The organism is Brevundimonas vitisensis (genome assembly GCF_016656965.1).
In the GTDB taxonomy this organism is placed as follows: Bacteria; Pseudomonadota; Alphaproteobacteria; order Caulobacterales; family Caulobacteraceae; genus Brevundimonas; species Brevundimonas vitisensis.
This window is the reverse complement of sequence record NZ_CP067977.1, coordinates 2,359,110-2,377,775: the sequence shown is the minus strand read 5'-3', so window position 1 is coordinate 2,377,775 and position 18,666 is coordinate 2,359,110. Positions and strand designations below refer to the sequence as shown.

15 protein-coding genes are annotated in these 18,666 nt (G+C 66.8%); 8 read left to right on the top strand and 7 right to left on the bottom strand.

The window, feature by feature from the left end; translation table 11 throughout:
- Positions 1–13 precede the first annotated feature (13 nt).
- Both JIP62_RS12100 and JIP62_RS12095 read right to left on the bottom strand, forming a co-directional pair.
- Positions 14–1,006 carry a capsular biosynthesis protein gene (locus tag JIP62_RS12100; protein WP_230974746.1) on the bottom strand — a complete coding sequence of 331 codons (993 nt, stop codon included), beginning with the start codon at positions 1,004–1,006 and terminating at the stop codon, positions 14–16.
- Positions 1,007–1,510: 504 nt separating this feature from the next.
- Positions 1,511–2,677, bottom strand: coding sequence for an outer membrane beta-barrel protein (locus JIP62_RS12095; RefSeq protein WP_201102421.1), 1,167 nt, complete (start codon positions 2,675–2,677; stop codon positions 1,511–1,513).
- A gap of 263 nt (positions 2,678–2,940) precedes the next feature.
- Between JIP62_RS12095 and JIP62_RS12090 the strand changes: the two genes are divergently transcribed.
- Both JIP62_RS12090 and JIP62_RS12085 read left to right on the top strand, forming a co-directional pair.
- Positions 2,941–3,849 carry an SDR family NAD(P)-dependent oxidoreductase gene (locus tag JIP62_RS12090; protein ID WP_201104743.1) on the top strand — a complete coding sequence of 303 codons (909 nt, stop codon included), beginning with the start codon at positions 2,941–2,943 and terminating at the stop codon, positions 3,847–3,849.
- A gap of 139 nt (positions 3,850–3,988) precedes the next feature.
- A complete protein-coding gene (locus JIP62_RS12085; RefSeq protein WP_201102420.1) occupies positions 3,989–5,191 on the top strand; it encodes an acetyl-CoA C-acyltransferase in 1,203 nt (400 codons plus the stop codon).
- 42 nt (positions 5,192–5,233) lie between these two features.
- Here the strand turns inward: JIP62_RS12085 and JIP62_RS12080 are convergent, their stop codons facing one another.
- The 3 genes from JIP62_RS12080 to otsB are packed head-to-tail and all read right to left on the bottom strand — an operon-like array spanning position 5,234 to position 9,279.
- Complete coding sequence (locus JIP62_RS12080) at positions 5,234–6,664, bottom strand: alpha,alpha-trehalose-phosphate synthase (UDP-forming) (protein WP_201102419.1); 1,431 nt, start codon at positions 6,662–6,664, stop codon at positions 5,234–5,236.
- A gap of 54 nt (positions 6,665–6,718) precedes the next feature.
- Positions 6,719–8,503: a glycoside hydrolase family 15 protein gene (locus tag JIP62_RS12075; protein ID WP_201102418.1), complete on the bottom strand. Its 1,785-nt coding sequence runs from the start codon at positions 8,501–8,503 to the stop codon at positions 6,719–6,721.
- The gene (gene otsB, locus JIP62_RS12070) at positions 8,500–9,279 is read right to left on the bottom strand and encodes a trehalose-phosphatase (RefSeq protein ID WP_201102417.1); all 780 of its coding nucleotides are present in this window, start codon (positions 9,277–9,279) and stop codon (positions 8,500–8,502) included. The genes JIP62_RS12075 and otsB overlap by 4 nt, the downstream gene beginning before the upstream one ends.
- Positions 9,280–9,468: 189 nt before the next feature.
- Here otsB and JIP62_RS12065 point away from each other — a divergent pair, with 189 nt between their 5' ends.
- Genes JIP62_RS12065 through JIP62_RS12045 form a run of 5 tightly spaced genes read left to right on the top strand, consistent with a single transcriptional unit; the run spans position 9,469 to position 14,641 of the window.
- Positions 9,469–10,455, top strand: coding sequence for a KpsF/GutQ family sugar-phosphate isomerase (locus tag JIP62_RS12065; protein ID WP_201102416.1), 987 nt, complete (start codon positions 9,469–9,471; stop codon positions 10,453–10,455).
- Positions 10,455–11,771: a glycosyltransferase family 4 protein gene (locus tag JIP62_RS12060; RefSeq protein ID WP_201102415.1), complete on the top strand. Its 1,317-nt coding sequence runs from the start codon at positions 10,455–10,457 to the stop codon at positions 11,769–11,771. The genes JIP62_RS12065 and JIP62_RS12060 overlap by 1 nt, the downstream gene beginning before the upstream one ends.
- Entirely contained in the window at positions 11,768–13,051 is a 1,284-nt protein-coding gene (locus JIP62_RS12055) for a glycosyltransferase family 4 protein (RefSeq protein WP_201102414.1), read from the top strand. Before JIP62_RS12060 ends, JIP62_RS12055 begins: the two co-directional genes overlap by 4 nt.
- The gene (locus JIP62_RS12050; protein WP_201102413.1) at positions 13,048–14,181 is read left to right on the top strand and encodes a polysaccharide biosynthesis/export family protein; all 1,134 of its coding nucleotides are present in this window, start codon (positions 13,048–13,050) and stop codon (positions 14,179–14,181) included. The genes JIP62_RS12055 and JIP62_RS12050 overlap by 4 nt, the downstream gene beginning before the upstream one ends.
- 7 nt (positions 14,182–14,188) lie before the next feature.
- The gene (locus tag JIP62_RS12045; protein ID WP_201102412.1) at positions 14,189–14,641 is read left to right on the top strand and encodes a hypothetical protein; all 453 of its coding nucleotides are present in this window, start codon (positions 14,189–14,191) and stop codon (positions 14,639–14,641) included.
- On the opposite strand, the gene JIP62_RS12040 is transcribed toward JIP62_RS12045, so the two are convergent.
- A complete protein-coding gene (locus JIP62_RS12040) occupies positions 14,553–15,554 on the bottom strand; it encodes an LLM class flavin-dependent oxidoreductase (protein WP_201102411.1) in 1,002 nt (333 codons plus the stop codon). The genes JIP62_RS12045 and JIP62_RS12040 overlap by 89 nt on opposite strands.
- A gap of 167 nt (positions 15,555–15,721) precedes the next feature.
- On the bottom strand, positions 15,722–17,617 hold the full coding sequence (locus tag JIP62_RS12035; RefSeq protein WP_201102410.1) for a ribonucleoside-diphosphate reductase subunit alpha: 1,896 nt from the start codon (positions 17,615–17,617) through the stop codon (positions 15,722–15,724).
- A gap of 268 nt (positions 17,618–17,885) precedes the next feature.
- Here JIP62_RS12035 and JIP62_RS12030 point away from each other — a divergent pair, with 268 nt between their 5' ends.
- The gene (locus tag JIP62_RS12030; protein WP_201102409.1) at positions 17,886–18,641 is read left to right on the top strand and encodes a phosphatase PAP2 family protein; all 756 of its coding nucleotides are present in this window, start codon (positions 17,886–17,888) and stop codon (positions 18,639–18,641) included.
- Positions 18,642–18,666: the final 25 nt, after the last annotated feature.

Sequence of the window (18,666 nt, the reverse complement as noted above, 5' to 3'; positions counted from 1 at the left end):
GAGCCCGCAGGTTTCAGTCCGCCCGCTCGACCAGGGCATCCGCCAGGCTCTGCGCCGTTCGGGCGCGCCAGGCCGGCGCGTGAAAATTGCCGTTGATCTGGGTCCGCGCGATGACATGGGCGCGGAAGCGTTCGAACAGGTCGGGGTCCGGCTGGATCGGATCGTGCCAGAAGGCATCGAGCGGGCGGGGATCCGTCAGGCCATCGATATCGAACAGGGCGCGCCCCAGCGCCTTGACCGGAACGCCCCAGCCGAGCGCCGACAGGGCGGCGGTCGAGTTGTTCACAATCAACCCCCTGGAGCCCCTGCACAGCTCGGCCAGGAGGCCGGCGTCGACATAGTCCACGCGGTTCGCGACCCCATGAACCCGCGCCACGCCCCGCGTGATCCGGCCCATGTCCAGGACGCCGGGGTCCAGAGGATGGTTCTTGACGATCAGCCGCAGGCTTCGGGGAGCATGGGCAGCAAAACTGGCGATGACCCGATCCAGAAAGGCACGATTGTCGGTCAGGTCGGAATGGCGCGTCAGCTGGCTGTCGCCCTCGCGTTGCAGACAGACCGCGACATAGGGACCGCGTCCGATGGCCCGCCGCACGGCCCGCAATCGGGGCGCATAGGTCACGGCCTGGGTCCCATAGCGCCAGATGTGGGCCAGGCACTGACGCCAGGGCTGGACGGCAAACGCCGGGCGATGAACGGGGAAGAAGGGTCGCCCCAGCAACTCCACCAGATAATAAAGACTAATCTGAGCCACGAGCGAGGGCGTGACCCGTCCCACCGCATGAAATGGCTTGAGTGACGGGGTGTCGGCATAGGCGGCTGGATCGCGTGGCAGAGCGCTGGATCCGTTGACCCCATCCCGCTCCAGCGTCACCCAGTCGGGCCGGAAATAGCCGTTCTCCAGCACCCAGACCCGGACGGGCAGCGGCCTGACGGGCCTGAGTACGGCTGCGTTATACGGACCGCTCTCGCCAAAGACCACGATGTCGGTATAGGCGCCGGCCATGCTCGAGAGGCGAAACGGCCACTGCTCCACCGGGCCGCGGTAGACGACGGCCCCTGGCCCCCGGCGACTGATGACATCGCCCGCATTCACAACCAGGTGGTCGACCTGAGCGCCCCTTTCTCTCAGAGCCGCGCAGAACAGGCGTCCGAAAGGCCCGAACGGCAGCGACACCATCAGGAAACGGCGACCCGCAAGGGGCCCGGTGTTTAGACCCGGAGCGGCGGACTCCGCTGGCGCGTCCGGTGCGGAGGTCCGCGCGTCGATCGGATCGGGACGGGTCAGCAAAACGGAAAACGCCTCAGCACTAGCCCATCATCGATACACGATTTCGACTTGGCGTCGACCGTGCGCTCGCGCCGTGTGGCCCGCCCCCCCCCCCACAGCAAAAGCGCCGACCCGGTTTCCCGGATCGGCGCTGATGTTTGTTTCGACAACTTCGCCGACCTTTGGGCCGAAGCCCGGGATCAGGGCCCGGTTTGTGACCAGGCCCGTCTCCGAAGGGTCTTAGAAGTTGATGTCGATGGTCGCACGACGGTTCAGCGGCTCACGCACGCCGTCAGCCGTCGGACGGGCCAGGGCGGTTTCACCCTTGGCGTCCAGCGAGATCACGCCGCCGTTGACCTGTTGGGCCACCAGGGCGTCCGCAACGGTGCGGGCGCGGCGGTTGGACAGGCCGACGTTATAGGCGGCCGAACCCGAGGTGTCGGCGTGGCCGACGACCAGGATACGGGTCGGACGGCCCGACTTGGCGTAGTTGGCCGCCTGGGTGATGATCGAGCGGGCTTCGGCCGTCAGGTCCGAGCGATCCCAGTCGAAGTACACCACGAACTGACGCGCCTGGACCGGAGCCGGAGGCGGCGGCGGCGGCGGAGGAGGCGGCGGGGGCGGAGGAGGCGGCGGGGGCGGCGGCGGCGGCGGGGGCGGCGGCGGCGGGGCGTCAGCCGCACCGAAGGCATAACGCAGGCCCAGCGTCACCGCGTGGCTTTCGTTATAGTCACCGTCGAAGTTGCCCTGGGCCAGACCGGCGTTCGACGTGAAGGTGTCGAAATCGGCCGTCGTGGCGAAGTAGCGGTAGGTCAGGTCGACGTTGGCGCGATCGCTGATCGCCCAGGCCAGACCGGCGATGGCCTGACCGGCCAGCTCGGTCGAGCTGTCGTCGGCGGCAATGCTGGTCGTGCGGGCAGCACCGGCGTTGCTGAGCGTGCCGACGAAGTCGGTGTTCACGCGGGCCACACCGACACCCAGGCCGATGAAGGGACGCAGGGTCCAGGAGGCATCGCCGAAGTCATAGATGACATTGGCCATCAGCGAGGCGACTTCCATGTCACCGTCCGGCACATCGCAGGCACCGGTCGCGATCGGGGCACAGATGTTGGCCGCCGACGGGGCCGTGCGCTGGAAGTTGCCCAGCTCGCCCGAGCGGTAACCGCCCTCGAGTTCGGCGCGCCAGTTCGGGTTGAACCGGTAGCCCAGGCGGGCGAAGGCGGCCCAGCCGTCCTCGACTTCGACTTCCCAGCTGGCACCACCGGTGCCTTCGCTGTCGAAGGTCACGTCGTTGACGGTGTGCCAGCCGGCATCGACAGCGCCGTACCAGCCGTTCGGTTCAGCCGCGGCGGCGCCGGCGGCCAACAGGCCCACGGTCGCGACGCTGGCGAGAAGTTTCAGCTTCATCGTATCCTCATTACTCAGTTGAAATGCCCAGATGGCAAAGCTTGCGCTCAGCCGTCGAATGCCCGAACGGCCTGCCCTCTGTGCGGTTCCGCTCATCCAACCGGATTGTGGCAACTGTGGCGCCATTTCAACACGATCTGCGGGGGCGGGCCAACTTACCCCCTACCAACGCCCATTCGATCGATCTGTTTTCCGCCGGTCCAAGGATTCCCCTTTTTCCAGCCAGGCTCTAGGAGCAATGGAAGTCCAAGGGAGACATGAAGATGACGATGCGGTTCGACGGACGGGTGGCGATCGTGACGGGCGCCGGGGGCGGCCTTGGCCGTGAGCACGCGCTGGCGCTGGCAGCACGCGGGGCAAAGGTCGTGGTCAATGACCTTGGGGTTGCCCGCGATGGAGAGGGATCGTCCGCCACCCCGGCCCAGCAGGTCGTAGCCGAGATCGAGGGCGCCGGCGGCGAAGCCATGGCCAATGGCGCGTCCGTGACTGATTTTGCTGCCGTCGAGGCCATGGTGGCCGAGGTCATGGCCAAATGGGGCCGGATCGACATTCTGGTGAACAATGCCGGGGTGCTGCGCGACAAGACCTTCGCCAAGATGTCGCTGGATGACTTCCGCTTCGTCGTCGATGTCCACCTGATGGGCGCGGTCAACTGCACCAAGGCGGTCTGGGACATCATGCGGGCCCAGAACTACGGCCGGATCGTGATGACCACGTCTTCTTCTGGACTGTATGGCAATTTCGGCCAGTCGAATTACGGCGCGGCCAAGATGGCCCTGGTCGGCCTGATGCAGACCCTGTCGATCGAGGGGGCCAAGAACGACGTCCGCGTCAACTGCCTGGCTCCCACCGCGCACACCCGCATGACCGAGGACCTGGGGGCTGCTCTGCCGCTGGAACTGCTGGGTCCCGACATGGTGACGCCCGGCCTTCTGTATCTGGTCAGCGAGAACGCGCCCAGCCGCTGCATCCTGGCGGCCGGTGCCGGCGGGTTCGAGCGCGCCTATGTCACCCTGACCCAGGGCGAGTTCATCACCGGACCGGACGCGCCCGAACAGGTCGCAGCCCGCATCGACGCCATTTCGGACCGAACCGGAGAGATCATCCCGGAAATGGGCGCAGCCCAGGGCATGGTCGAACTCACCAAGGCCAAGAGCTTCAGCGGCAGCTGATGTTGCCGGCTGCGGGGCTTGCCACCTTCGGCGACGTGCGCCGGGCTCTTGTCTTTACCCTGCGGCAGCAGCCTAGACCGATCCAGAGAAAACCAGGCTGAAGTCGGGCAGAGGCCCGACAGCCCCCAAGGAGGATACCATGCGTGAAGCCGTCATCGTCTCCACTGCTCGCACCCCGATCGGGCGCGCCTATCGCGGAGCCTTCAACGATACTGCTGCCCAGCAACTGGGGGCCCATGCCGTCCGGCACGCGGTCGCCCGCGCAGGCGTCGACCCTGCCGAGATCGAGGACGTGGTCATGGGCGCGGCTCTGCAACAGGGCGCAACCGGCACCAATGTCGCTCGCCAGATCGCCCTGGCCGCCGGCCTGCCCGCATCGGTGCCGGGCATGAGCCTGGACCGTCAGTGCGCTTCCGGCCTGATGGGCATCGCCACCGCCGCCAAACAGGTGGTTTTCGATCAACAGAAGATGGCGGTCGGCGGCGGCCTGGAGTCCATTTCCCTGGTCCAGAACCAGCATATGAACCTGTACCGCATGAAGGATGAGGCGCTGCTGCAGCTGTCGCCTCATATCTATATGTCCATGCTGGAAACCGCCGAGGTGGTGGCGCGTCGCTATGGCATTTCGCGGGACCGCCAGGACGAATACGCGCTGCAATCGCAGCAGCGTACGGCCCAGGCCCAGGCTGAAGGCCGTCTGGATGCCGAGATCGTGCCGATGACCACGACCATGCTGGTGGCGGACAAGGCGACGGGGCAGACCTCCTCCAAGGAAATCACCCTGTCCAAGGACGAGGGCAACCGCCCCGAAACGACACTGGAGGGCCTGCAGTCGCTGAAGCCCGTTTTCGGCGGCGGCGAGGAGATCCAGCAGGGGGAGTTCATCACCGCCGGCAATGCGTCCCAGCTGTCGGACGGGGCATCCGCATCGGTCATCATGGAGGCCGGCGAGGCGGTGAAGCGCGGCTTGCAGCCGCTGGGTGCCTATCGCGGCATGGCCGTGGCCGGCTGCGAGCCCGACGAAATGGGCATCGGCCCCGTCTATGCCGTGCCCAAACTTCTGAAGCGTCACGGCCTGACGGTCGACGACATCGGCATCTGGGAGCTGAACGAGGCCTTTGCGGTCCAGGTGCTCTATTGCGCCGACACCCTGGGTATTCCGATGGACCGGCTGAACGTGTCGGGCGGGGCCATCTCGATCGGTCACCCCTACGGCATGAGCGGTGCACGGATGGCTGGCCATGTCCTGATCGAGGGCAAGCGGCGCGGTGCCAAATACGGCGTGGTCACCATGTGCGTCGGCGGCGGTATGGGTGCGGCCGGACTGTTCGAAATCTTCTAAAGTTCAGGCCCGTTCCATGGATGATGGAACGGGCCCCTTGGCTCAGGCCGCGTCTGCGCGCGGTTGATGGTGGAGCGGGCGGTCGCCGTCGTCTGCAACCTCTATCGACCGCAACGCCTGCACGAAGTCGTCGCGCCAGATGGCCACGTCAGTATCGCGCACCACCTTCATCAGGGCAGTCCATTTGCGGATGCGTTCCTCACGCGGCATGGTCAGGGCCGTCTTGATGGCGTCCGACAGTTCTTCGCGGCTGAACGGATTGACCAGCAGCGCCTCGCCCATCTGTTCCGCCGCGCCGGCAAAGCGCGACAGGATCAGAACGCCCGGATCGTCCGGGTTCTGAGCGGCGACATATTCCTTGGCCACCAGATTCATGCCGTCACGCAGCGGCGTCACCAGCCCCACACGTGCGGCGCGATAGATGCCCGCCAGCTGATCGCGTCGATAGCCCCGGTTCAGATAGCGGATCGGTTGCCAGTCCATGTCGGCATATTCGCCGTTGATCCGGCCCGCCAGGGCATCCAGCCGCGCGCGGATGTCCTGATAGGTGTCCACGTCATCGCGGCTGATCGGCGTCACCTGGACCAGGAAGACATCGCCGCGCAGTTCCGCATTGTCATGCAGGAACTGCTCGTAGCCCAGCATCCGCTCTTCCAGACCCTTGGAGTAGTCCAGCCGGTCAACCCCGACCATCATCGAGCGGAAGGCAGACGAGGCAGCCATCCGGTCATAGGTCCGCAGACCCGCAGGTGAATCTCGCGCGCCCATGAAGTCTTCGACATCGATGCCGATCGGATAGACCCCGACACAGACCTTGCGGCCAAAGGCCTCCAGCCCATTGTCCCCCGCCAGCTCGCCGCGGGCTTCGGAGATGACGTAGTCGCGGAACAGATCCAGCCATTCCTCGGTCTGGAAACCGATCAGGTCATAGGCGAACAGCGATTCCACCAGTCGGCGATGATGCGGCAGGGTCACCAGAAGCTGACGCACCGGCCACGGCGTATGCAGGAAAAAGCCGATCCGATTGGTCACGCCCAGCCGGCGCAGATCGCGCGCCATCGGGATCAGGTGGTAGTCGTGCACCCAGATGATGTCGTCCGGTTCCAGCATGGGGGCCAGAACCTCGGCGAACCGCTGGTTCACCCGCTCATACCCTTCGCCGTAGGACCGCTCATAGGCTGTCAGGTCCAGTCGATGATGAAACAGCGGCCAAAGCGTCTTGTTGGCATAGCCGTTGTAATATTCGTCGACGTCCTGCGGCTCCAGATCGACCAGCGCCACCGTGACGCCCGCCCGGTCCTCGATCTTGGCTTCGCCGGTGAAGGTCTCGATCGTCTCGCCGGACCAGCCGAACCATAATCCATCATAGGTCCGCAGGGCTGCGGACAGGGCCATGGCCAGCCCACCGGCAGAGCCGGCAGCAGGATCCTTGGGGGCGGAGACACGGTTCGATACGACGATAAGACGGCTCATGCCGTCGCAACGCCTTGATGGCAAAAAGGTGGCATAACGCTTTCGTGAACCGCCCTAGCGCGCATCCGTCCAGGACCGGCTGAGCAGCACAGCACAGTTGATGATCCCGACCAGCGAGTAGGTCTGGGGATAGTTGCCCCACAGTTGGCCGTCCTCGATCGAGATGTCCTCGCTCAGCAGGCCCGCCGACGTCCGGCGGCTCAGCATGTCCTCGAAGATCACCCTCGCCTCTTCGGTTCGCCCGTTCAGCGCCAGGGCTTCGATGAACCAGAAGGTACAGAAGTTGAACGCCGTCTCCGGCTCGCCGAAGTCATCCGCCTCGATATAGCGGAACAGATAGGCTCCCTTCTTCAGGTCGCGCTCCACCGCATCGAATGTCGCGACCTGGCGGGGATCGCGGACGTCCAGAAAGCCCAGGTCGGTGAGCTGCAGCAGCGAGGCGTCCAGCTCCTGCCCCCCGAAGCTGGCCGCGAAACGCCCTTCTTCTGGCAAGAAGGCCTCCTTCTCGATCCGGGCACGGATGATTGCAGCCCGCTCCCGCCAGAACTCGGCCCGGTGTCCCAGGCCGATGTGGTCCGCCGCCTTGGCCAGCCGGTCGCAGGCCGCCCAGCACATCACGGATGAATAGGTGTGCACGCGCGCGATCGTGCGGAACTCCCACAGGCCGGCATCGACCTGGTCGTGCATGGCAAAGGCCCGGTCTCCGACCTTCTCCAGGGCATGGAAATCCTCGATGGATCCGGGGCGCAGCAGCCGGTGGTCATAGAAGGCCTGAACCAGCGGCAGCACGATCTGGCCATAGACGTCGTGCTGCAGATGCTCGCGCGCCTGATTTCCCACCCGGACCGGCTTCATCCCGCGATAGCCGGCGACTGACGTCACGATCCGCTCGTCGATGTCCTCCTCCAGACCCACGCCATAGACGGGCTGAACATGGCCGCCCGCCGAGTCGTCCACGAGATTGCGCAGATAGACGAGGTAGTTCTCCAGGATATCGACCGCGCCCAGCCGGTTCAGAGCCCGCACCGTGTAATAGGCGTCCCGGATCCAGCAGTAGCGATAGTCCCAGTTGCGACCGCTCTCGGGGAATTCGGGCACCGAGGTCGTCATGGCCGCGACGATGGCCCCCGTCTCCTCATAGGCACACAGTTTCAGGGTGATGGCCGCCCGGATCACCGCCTCTTGCCAATCAAGCGGCAGATAGAGGGTCCGCACCCACTGCTGCCAGTAGTCGACCGTGCGATCCAGGGCCGCCTGGACCCCCGCCCCGACCGCCTGATCGTAACCCTCGTCCGGTCCAAAGAAGAAGGCCAGGGGCCGCTCCAGCCGGAAGGTCCGCTCGCTTGTGACATGCGACACCGGACAGTCGGTCGTTAGCCGGAAGGTGACCTCGGGACAAACATAGCGGATGTGGTTGGATCCCGCCGTGGTCGGGGCCCGGCGCGCGCCCCAGTCTGCGGCAGGACGCAGGCGAACCCGGATCCGTGGCGCTCCGGCCAGGGGACGCACGATCCGGCTGAACGCCAGAGGCCGATAGGTCCGCGAATTCTTGGCATGGCGCGGCGCGAAGTCGATGATCTCGATCGATGCTCCGTCTTCGGCCGTCAGAACGGTCCGCAGCACGGGCGTGTTGCGGATATAGGCCTGATCGACATTGGAGAGCCCCTCCAGCTCGATGGCCCAGAATCCGTGTTCCGGGGTATCGCCGTCCATCAGAGCCGAAAAGACCGGATCGCCGTCCACGCGCGGGGCGCAGGCCCAGACGAAGCGGCCAGTCCGGTCGATCAGCGCGCTGACAGCGCAGTTGCCGATGGGGAACAGATCCAGTGTCTGGGTCATGCAGGGGTCTCCGAAACGGACGCCGCCACGGCCTCCAGCCAATCCAGGACGGCGTCGACATCGGCCAGGCCGTAGCGTGCCGCCGTCTCGCGCGGCGGGCCGACCAGGACGCCGAACCCACCCAACGCCGTCGCCGCAGCAAAGCCATGCTCGTCGGTCAGGTCGTCGCCGACCATGATGGGGAATGCCCCCTTGAACGGCGGCTGATCCATGAAGGCCGTCACCGCCGTGCCCTTGTCGGTGCCGGGCGTCTTCAACTCCAGCACCATCGAGCCCGGCTGCAGCACCAGTCCCGTCCGGTCGGCGATCTCACTGGCCAAGGCCTGAGCCGCACCACCTTGGTCGGGTGCCCTGCGGTAATGCAGTCCGGCGGCCACGCCCTTGTCCTCTACGACAACGCCCGGCCGTTCGGCTGCGAAGGCGTTGAAGGCCGCCACGGCCTGTTTCACCGCCGGATCGGCTTCGTCCCGCACCGAAACCCCGTCGGCGCCGCGTCGCTCCAGTCCATGCACGCCCGAGGCAGCTTGGGCCGCCCCATCGCTGATCCTGTCGATCTCCGCCAACGTCCGTCCACTGACGATCGCTACCCGGCCGTCCAGTCGCTGGATCAGCTGTTTGAGCACCGCCGTCCGTCGCGCCACCGGCACCACGTCGTCGGGATGCGGGGCCAGCGGAGCCAACACACCGTCCATATCCAGAAACAGCGCCGGACGCCGCAAGGTCTCGATCGGCGGCGGTGGCAGGATATGGGTCAGGCTTCCGGCGTGGACGGTCATACGGTTCCAATGGTCGTTGTTGTTTGCCCCGTCGGCGCTAACGCTTCAGTCCGGCAAAGGTTGGGCAGGCGGCCCGATTTATCGATCGCACCCGATACACGGCGTTCGTCTCGCCATTGTGAAACCGGTCCGGATGCTGCAATTCGCCACTCCATAAATGCCCGCGCAAGGGCGCCCTGGAAGCTGTGAATGACCGCCGACACCCTTGCCGCCTCGCCGTCCGCTATGATCGAGCGCGCCCGTGCGGTGATCCGGCTGAACATCCAGGCCCTGCAGGCTCTGGAAGGCACGATCGACGACAGCCTCGCCCGGGCCTGCGACATCATCATGGGTCGCCCCGGCTATGTCGTGGTGACCGGCATGGGCAAGTCCGGCCATATCGGCGGCAAGATCGCCGCCACCCTGGCCTCCACCGGGACCAATGCCTTTTTCGTCCATCCGGCGGAAATGAGCCATGGCGACCTGGGCATGCTGCGCCATGACACGACGCTTCTGGCCATCTCCAACTCGGGCGAGAGCCGGGAACTGCGTGACCCGCTGATCTTCTGCCAGCGCGAGGGTATTCCCGTCATCGGCCTGACGCAGCGGCCGTCCAGCTTCCTCGGCCGCAACGCCCAGGTGGTCCTGGCCATGCCCCAGGTGGCCGAGGCCTGTCCCGAGGGTCTGGCCCCCACCACCTCGACCCTGATGACCCTGGCGCTCGGCGATGCCCTGGCCATGGTGCTGATGGACCGGCGCGGCTTCAGCCGCGAAGCCTTTGGTCTGCACCACCCCGGCGGCAAGCTGGGCATGAGCTTGCAGAGCGTCGGCGACTGGATGGGCGATGCCCATGCGCCCGCCCCCACCGTCGGCCATGCCGCGACCTTCGCCGAGGTCGTCTCGGCCATCACGGAGGGACGGAAGGGCGCGGTCGCCGTTCTTTCGGACGACGGCACCCTGGCCGGCGTCATCACCGACGGCGATGTGCGCCGGGCCTTCGCGCGGGACATTACCGCATTGACGGCCGCCGACATCATGAGCCGGGACCCGAAGGTCGTCGGCCCGGATGCCCGCATGAGCGATGCGGTCGACATCCTGACCCAAAACCGCATCTCGACCCTGTTCGTGGTGGTCGAGGGACGGCCCGCCGCCATCATCCACATCGCCGAGCTGATGCAGGCGGGGTATGTGGCCTGATGACTGGCTCTTCTAAGACCACCGTCTGCATCGACGGCATGAACCTGGCCCTCAAGAAGGGCTCCGGCATCGCCACCTATGGGCGCAACCTGCTGTCCAACCTCAATGCCATGGGGATGGAGACCCAGGTCCTTTACGGTCCCGCCGCCACCTTCAACCGGCGTGAGCTGCTGAACGAGATCGCTCTCACCGACGCCTATTCGCCCAATGTCCGGCCTTGGCGCCGGGCGTGGGAGCATCACACCGGTCGGTTCGGCCGACCGGCCCGGGCCGTGGCCCCCACCGACGAGATCATCTGGCCGGCACGCGGCGGCGGACGCCCGCCGGTCAGCGCCTTCTGGAGTTCGCCGCGCATTTATGGCCTGGCGGGCGGAGCCTTCGGCCAGTCCAAGGTCTTCACCCCGGTCGGTTTCCGGGGTCACCCGACCGTGTCGAGACCGGACGTCATGCACTGGACCACCGCCATGCCCCTGCGGGCACGGGGCATGGCCAATGTCTATACGATCCACGACATGATCCCGCTGCGCCTGCCGCACACCACCTTGGACAACAAGCGCATGTTCCTGCGCCTGTGCCGCAAGATCGCGAAGAAGGCCGACCACATCGCCGTGGTGTCCGAGGCGACGCGCCAGGACGTGATCCGCCTGCTGGGCGTGCCCGAGCACCGGGTGACCAATACCTATCAGTCGGTCGGCATCCCCCCGCGCCTTCTGGCCAAGGACGATACCGAGGTCGCCGCCACGATCGAGAATGTCTTCAAGGTGCCGTGGAAGGGCTACTTCCTCTATTTCGGCGCGATCGAACCCAAGAAGAACCTGGCCCGGATCGTCGAGGCCTATCTGGCCTCGGGCGTCAGCCAGCCTCTGATCGTTGTGGGCGGCCGGGCCTGGCTGGACGAGGAAGAGACGGCCCTGATGCATCAGGCGCGGCGCGACAAGGCGGTCCGCAAGAAGAAGCTGCTGCTGTGGGACTTTCTGCCCTTCTCCCTGCTGGTGGATCTGATCCGCGGCGCGCGCGGCACCGTGTTTCCGTCGCTGTACGAAGGGTTCGGCCTGCCGGTGCTGGAGTCCATGAGCCTGGGCACCCCGGTCATCACCTCGACGGCCGCCTCCCTGCCCGAGGTGGCGGGCGACGCAGCCCTGATGGTCGATCCCTATGACGTCACCGGCCTGACCCGCCATTTCCGCGCCCTGGCCGCCGACGACGATCTGGCGGCCGATCTCTCGGCACGCGGCCGCATCCAGGCGGCCAAGTTCACGCCCGAGGCCTATCAGGCGCGACTGGCCGATCTCTATGGCCGCGTCGGGGTGAGATGACGCAGCGGGTCCTGTTCGACGCGACGCGGCTGCTCCATCGGGGCGGGCGGCGCGCGCCGACGGGGGTGGACCGGGTCTGCCTGGCCTATGCCGAATGGCTGGTCTCGCTTTCGGGCATCACCCTGACCCCGGTCCGGATCGTGCGGGACCAACTGGGGGCGCTGGACCCGCGCTGGTTCGCCCAGACGGTGGCCCAGCTTCGGGCGCGCTGGTCGGGCTCTGCGGACGAAGCCCCGGCCGAGGCCGAAATCCGGCTGGTCCAGGCCCTTGGTGCTACCCAGCGGGGACGCAGCCTGATCGGCCTCGATCCCGCCGCTCCCGATCATGGGCGACAGGTGCTGCAGGGCCTGCTGCGAGGTCGTCCCCTGCCCCGACTGCGACGCGGGGATCTGTATGTGAACGTTGGCCACACCGGCCTGAACAGCGCCCGCGTCCTCAGCGAACTGACGGCGGCGGGGGTCGCCCCTCTGATCCTGATCCACGACCTGATCCCGATCACTCACCCCGAGTTCTGCCGTCCGGGCGAGGCCACCCGCCATCGCACGCGGATGCGGGTTGCCCTGCGCCACGCCGACCGGATCGTAGTCAACTCGGCCCATACCGGCGAGCAGCTGTCGGCCTTTGCCGCGCGCGAGGACATCGCCACGCCGCCGGTTCTGGCCGCGCCCCTGGGTCTGGAGTCCCGGTTCCTGACGCCGGGCTGGACTCCCGCCGAACCGCCCTATTTCGTCCATGTCGGGACGCTGGAAGCCCGCAAGAATCTGGCCTTCCTTCTGACCCTTTGGCGACGGCTGGAAGAGCGCATGGGTCCGGCCACGCCGCGTCTGGTTTTGATCGGCCGGCAGGGCTGGGAGAATGAGGCGGTCATGGACCATCTGGAGCGCTCGCCCAATCTGCAAGGGCTGGTGCATCAGGCGGCCGACCTGCCCGATGCGGCCCTGGCCCGGCTGATGCGCGGCGCAAGGGCCGTCCTGGCCCCGTCGTCGGAGGAGGGCTTCGACCTTCCAGCGGTCGAGGCCATGGCCATGGGCGTGCCCCTGATCGCTTCGGACATCCCCGTCCATCGCGAGCTGGTGGCGGGCGCGCAGCTGATTGATCCACTGGACGGTCTGGGTTGGATGGCCGCCATTGCCCAGGCCACCGCAACCCCGGTCGCAACCCTGGCCCCTGGCCCGTCGTTCAAGGCGCCAACCTGGCCGGCCCATTTCGAACAGGTAGCGGCCTTCGCAAACCTGCCCCTTGCCGGTAAGCAGGATGTTCTGCGGAGTGTGCGTCCATGACCCGAGCGGTCCTGTCCCTGCTGATCGTCGCCGCCCTGGCCGGCTGCCAGACCCTGCCCCGCGACGGACCGTCCGGCCGTTCCGTGGCCAGCGCGGATCAGTCCGGCTATGTCCTGGTCGATCTGGATGCCGCCGTGGCCGAGCGGATCCGCCTGGTCTCCGCCCCGGCCGGGACCAGCCTGGCCGGTGCCGACAGCGACGCCCCGGTCGACGTCATCGGCATCGGCGACACCTTGACCGTGGCCATCTTCGAGCCCAGCGGCACCCTGTTCGGACCGCGCGGCAATGGTGCCTCGGTTCAGTCCGGCAACCAGACCCTGCCGCCGGTGACGGTGGACCGATCGGGCGGCATCGCTGTGCCGTTTGCTGGCTCGGTCCGTGTCGTCGGCCTGACCGCGCCCCAGGCCGCCGAGGCCGTGCGTCGGTCCCTGGTGGGCAAGGTCGCCGCGCCCCAGGTGGTGGTGTCCATCGCCTCCAATCCGTCCAACGGCGTCACCGTCCTGGGCGAAGTTCGCAATCCGGGCCGGACGTCGCTGAACGTCAACGGCAACCGCGTGCTGGACGTGATCGCAGCGGCAGGCGGGGCCTCGCGCCCCTCCGAGGACGTTACGGTCGTGGTGCGCCGCGGCGGCGACAGCTGGTCAGCCCCCCTGTCCGCCCTGAACAGCGAGTTCGGACAGAACATCCGCCTGGCCCCTGGCGATCAGGTCAATCTTGTTCATCGTCCCCGGCGCTATGCCGCCTTCGGGGCGTTGGGCTCGGTGTCCGAGACCGACATGGGCGCGGGCGAGCTGACCCTGGCCGGGGCGCTTGGCCGGGCCGGCGGTCTGGATCCCCAGTCCGCCAATGCCCGTGCCGTCATGGTCTTCCGCTTCGAGCGGCCCGAGGTGGCCCAGGCCCTGGGCCTGACCCAGGCTCCGACGCCCCGCGGCGTGCCGGTGGTCTATCGCCTGGACCTGGCCGAGCCGGACGGCTTCTTCGCTGCCGGGAGGTTCCTGATCCAGCCCGACGACGTCCTGTATGTGCCTCGCTCCGATTCCGCCGAGGCCCGAAAATTCTTCGAGTTCGTCCAGAGCATCACCCGCGTCGTCTATGACGTCTCGGTCACCAGCACCCTGTCCAACGATTGAAGCGGCGGTGAGCGACCCGTCCGTGGACCAGCGGCTGGCGGCGATCGAGGCAGCGGCCTTGCGGGTCTATGCCGCCCACGGCCTGCCGACGACGCCGGGGCATTACCGGCGCGGCCCGCGCGCCAAGGCATGGACCTTCCTGGGCTCCGACCTGACCCCGTCGGACCGATTTCAGCTGGTGTTGGAGCGTCCGCCGGAAAAGGGCTGGCGCTATGGCACGCTGGACCGGCTGGGAGCCGACGCGGCTGACGCCGACCTGGCCAATGCCGCACGGAGCCTGGGCCTGTGTCGCACCCTGCGCGAGCGACGCGCTGCGGGCGAGATCGACGATGCCGTCCTGCTAGCCGCCCTCGACCTGACGGCGCCGAAAGTCAGGCCGCGACGGGCGCGTCCGCCATCGCCCCGGCCAGCAGCTCCAGCGAGCGGACGCGGGCGGCCGGATCCCAGATCTGGCTCGTGATCATCATTTCGTCTGCCCCCGTAGCCTCGACAAAGGCCTGAACCTGACGGCGCACGGTCGCGGGTGAGCCCACGGCCGAACAGGCCAGGGCTTGATCGATCATGGCCCGCTCGCCCGAGCTCAGGCCTTCTGCATAGCCGGCTACGGGCGGCGGCAGCTTGCCGGGACGACCCGATCTCAGGTTCACAAAGGCCTGCTGGACCGAGGTGAACAACACCTGCGCTGCCTCGTCCGTTTCGGCAGCGAAGACGTTGAAGCCCAGCATCACATGCGGCTTGGCCAACTGCTCGGACGGCCGGAAGGTCCGGCGATAAACCTCCAGCGCGCGGTGCAGGTCGCCCGGCGCAAAATGGCTGGCGAAGGCATAGGGCAGGCCCAGATGTGCGGCCAGTTGCGCGCCATAGGTTGACGACCCCAGGATCCAGATCGGCACGTCCTGGCCCTGCCCCGGATGGGCGGCGATGCGCTGGCCGTCCTGTGCCGGACCGAACCAGTGCATCAGTTCCTGCACATCCTGCGGAAAGGCATCGACATCGCCCTGCAGCGTCCGGCGCAGAGCCCGGCTGGTCGCCATGTCGGATCCCGGTGCGCGGCCCAGGCCCAGGTCGATGCGCCCAGGATGCAGAGCCGCCAGGGTGCCGAACTGCTCGGCGATCACATAGGGGGCGTGGTTGGGCAGCATGACGCCCCCTGCCCCGACCCTTATCGTCCGGGTCGCGGCGGCCACCGCCCCGATCACCACCGAGGTCGCGGCGCTGGCGATCCCCGGCATGTTGTGATGTTCGGCCAGCCAGTAGCGGTGATAGCCCAGCCGCTCGGCATGGCGGGCCAGGTCGATGGTATTGGCCAAGGCCTGGGACACGTCGGACCCTTCGGGCACCGGCGCGAGGTCGAGTATGGAAAGCGGGATCATGCCCCCGATATGGGGACGCCGCCCCGCCGCTCAAGCGTCGGGGTGAGCACGGGTGAAGAGTGAGCCCAGAGGTGAGCGGGTCAGCTTCTACCCGCACCCCAACGCCCCATTGAACGCGCTCAAGCAGCGAGCCGCCGCGCGGCGAGCGATAGCGCCCTACTTCGAGTCTACTGGCAGGCCAGGCACTCGTCGTAGTCGGTGCGGGCAGCGCTGAACAGGTCGGGCTGGTTCGGATCGACCTCGGTCTCTGCCTTGTCCTCGCTGCCGGCGAAGGCGGCGCGCTGAACCGACTTGGAGCGCAGGTAATACAGCGACTTCACGCCCCGCTCCCACGCCGTCCAGTGCAGCATGTGCAGGTCCCACTTGTTCACATCGCCGGGGATGAACAGGTTGATCGACTGCGCCTGACAGATTTCCGGCGTCCGGTCGGCGGCCAGTTCGACCACCCAGCGCTGATCCAGTTCGAAGGCGGTCTTGTAGATCGCCTTTTCGTCCTCGGTCAGGCTGTCCAGGTGCTGGACCGAGCCCTCTTTCTCCAGAATGGAGGACCAGGTCGCGTCGGTGTTCAGCCCCTTCTCTTCCAGCAGTCGCTCCAGGAAGGGGTTCTTGACGGCGAACGAGCCCGACAGGGTCTTGTGGGTATAGATATTGGCCGGGATCGGCTCGATCCCCGCGCTGGTACCACCGCAGATGATGCTGATGGAGGCGGTCGGGGCGATGGCCAGCTTGTGGCTGAACCGCTCCATCACGCCACGCTCGGCCGCATCCTCGCACGGGCCCTTTTCCTCGGCCAGCAGGCGGCTGGCCTTGTCGGCCTCGCGGCGCAGGTGTTTGAACAGCCGCATGTTCCACGACTTGGCCATGGCCGATTCAAAAGCCACGCCCTGGGCCTGGAGGAAGGAGTGGAAGCCCATCAGGCCCAGGCCCACCGACCGCTCGCGGCGTGCGGAATAGACGGCCGCCGACATCGACGGCGGGGCGCGGGTGATGAAGTCTTCCAGCACATTGTCCAGGAACCGCATCAGGTCCTCGACGAAGCGCGGCTCCTCGCGCCATTCCAGGAACATTTCGGCATTGACCGACGACAGGCAGCAGACGGCCGTGCGGTCGATGCCCAGGTGGTCACGGCCGGTGTGCAGCATGATCTCGCTGCACAGGTTCGACTGCTTCACCTTCAGGCCCAGGTCCCGCTGGTGCTGCGGCATCTGCCGGTTCACCGTGTCCGAGAAGATCAGATAGGGCTCTCCGGTCTGCAGCCGGATTTCCAGGATCTTCTGCCACAGGCTGCGCGCATCGACCGTCTTCAGCACTTCCTGGTTCTTGGGCGAACGCAGGCCGAAGGTCGTGCCCGCCTTCACCGCCTCCATGAACTCGTCGGTGATGTTGATGCCGTGGTGCAGGTTCAGGGACTTGCGGTTGAAGTCGCCCGAGGGCTTCCGGATTTCCAGAAACTCCTCGATCTCGGGGTGATGCACGTCCAGGTAGACGGCCGCGGAGCCGCGCCGCAGGCTGCCCTGGCTGATCGCCAGCGTCAGGCTGTCCATCACGCGGATGAAGGGGATGATGCCGCTGGTCTGGCCTGCGCCCTTGACCTTCTCGCCGATCGACCGGACGCTGCCCCAATAGGTGCCGATGCCGCCGCCGTTGGAGGCCAGTGAAACGTTCTCGTTCCAGACCGATTGGATGCCGTCCAGGCTGTCGCCGACGGCATTCAGGAAACAGCTGATCGGCAGACCGCGATCGGCCCCGCCGTTCGACAGCACCGGCGTCGAGGGCATGAACCACAGCTTGGACATATAGTCATAGACGCGCTGGGCATGGCCCGGATTCACCGCTTCATCGTCGGCGTAGGCGGTGGCGACCCGGGCGAACATGTCCTGATAGCTTTCGCCCGGAAGGAGATAGCGGTCTTCCAGCGTCTTTTTGCCGAAGGCGGTCAGCAGCTCGTCGCGCGACCGGTCCAAAACGATGGACGGCACGACCTTCAGCTGGGGTCGGTCGGAGACCGTCCCGGACGCAACCGCCTGGAATTCCGCCGTCTTCAACGCTTCGACACCAGCCATTACCGTCTTCGCCCTGAACTAAATCAATGAGTGAGTTGCCAACGCCCCGACACATCATCTTGTGGCCGAAGCGCCCCCGTGGCCCACATATGGGGCGCAGATGGCTAACGATCGGTCAACGGGCTTGACGATCACTTTGTGCGCGAATCACGATCAAGACGGGGGATGAGCCTGTGGATGGCCCAAGACGCGGGCGTGACGGCCACCCAACTCTCGTGATCACGAAGCCGTGAACGGAACGCGGAGCCAGCTTGGCCGTTGGCGGACGATGACCCGTGCACAAGTTCCCGCGTTTCTGCGCCGCGCCCTGCGGATCGCCCGTACTGAAATCGCCGCCCTGACCGCCTTGCTGGTGATCGCGGCGGGCGTCATGACCTTCGTCGAATTGGCCGACGACATGACCGAGGCCGATGGCCAGGCCTTTGACGAGGCCGTCCTGTCAGCACTGCGGCCTCACGCCGCCCCGTCCGACGCCTGGGGGCCCTGGTGGCTCGAAGAGGCGGCGGCCGATCTCACGTCCCTGGGCGGCATAGCGGTCCTGGGATTGTTCGCGACGGCGGTGATCGTCTTCCTGATCCTTCAGCGCAAGCGGCTGTCGGCCCTGTTGCTGGTCGTGGGCCTGGCGGGTGGTGTGGCGCTGAGCGAAGGGCTCAAGGCGATCTTCGAGCGCGACCGCCCTCCGTCGGTCTATCAGGCCGTCGACACGATCAATGCCAGCTTTCCCTCCGGCCATGCCCTGCTGTCGGCGGTCTTCTATCTGTCGATCGGCGTCATGCTGACCCGCGCCTTTCCGCGTCGGCACATGAAGGCCTATGTGCTGGGCATCGCCATCCTGCTGACGCTGCTGGTGGGGCTGACGCGCGTCTATCTGGGGGCCCATTGGGCCACCGACGTGCTGGCAGGCTGGAGCGTCGGGGCGGCGTGGGCCATGGCGCTCTGGCTGGTGGCCTATGCGGTTGAACGCCGTCAGATCGTCCACCACGCTCCCCTCCAGGATGAGCCGTCGCCCGGCACCCCGGCCTGACTCCATCGTCCCTGCGATGCGAGTC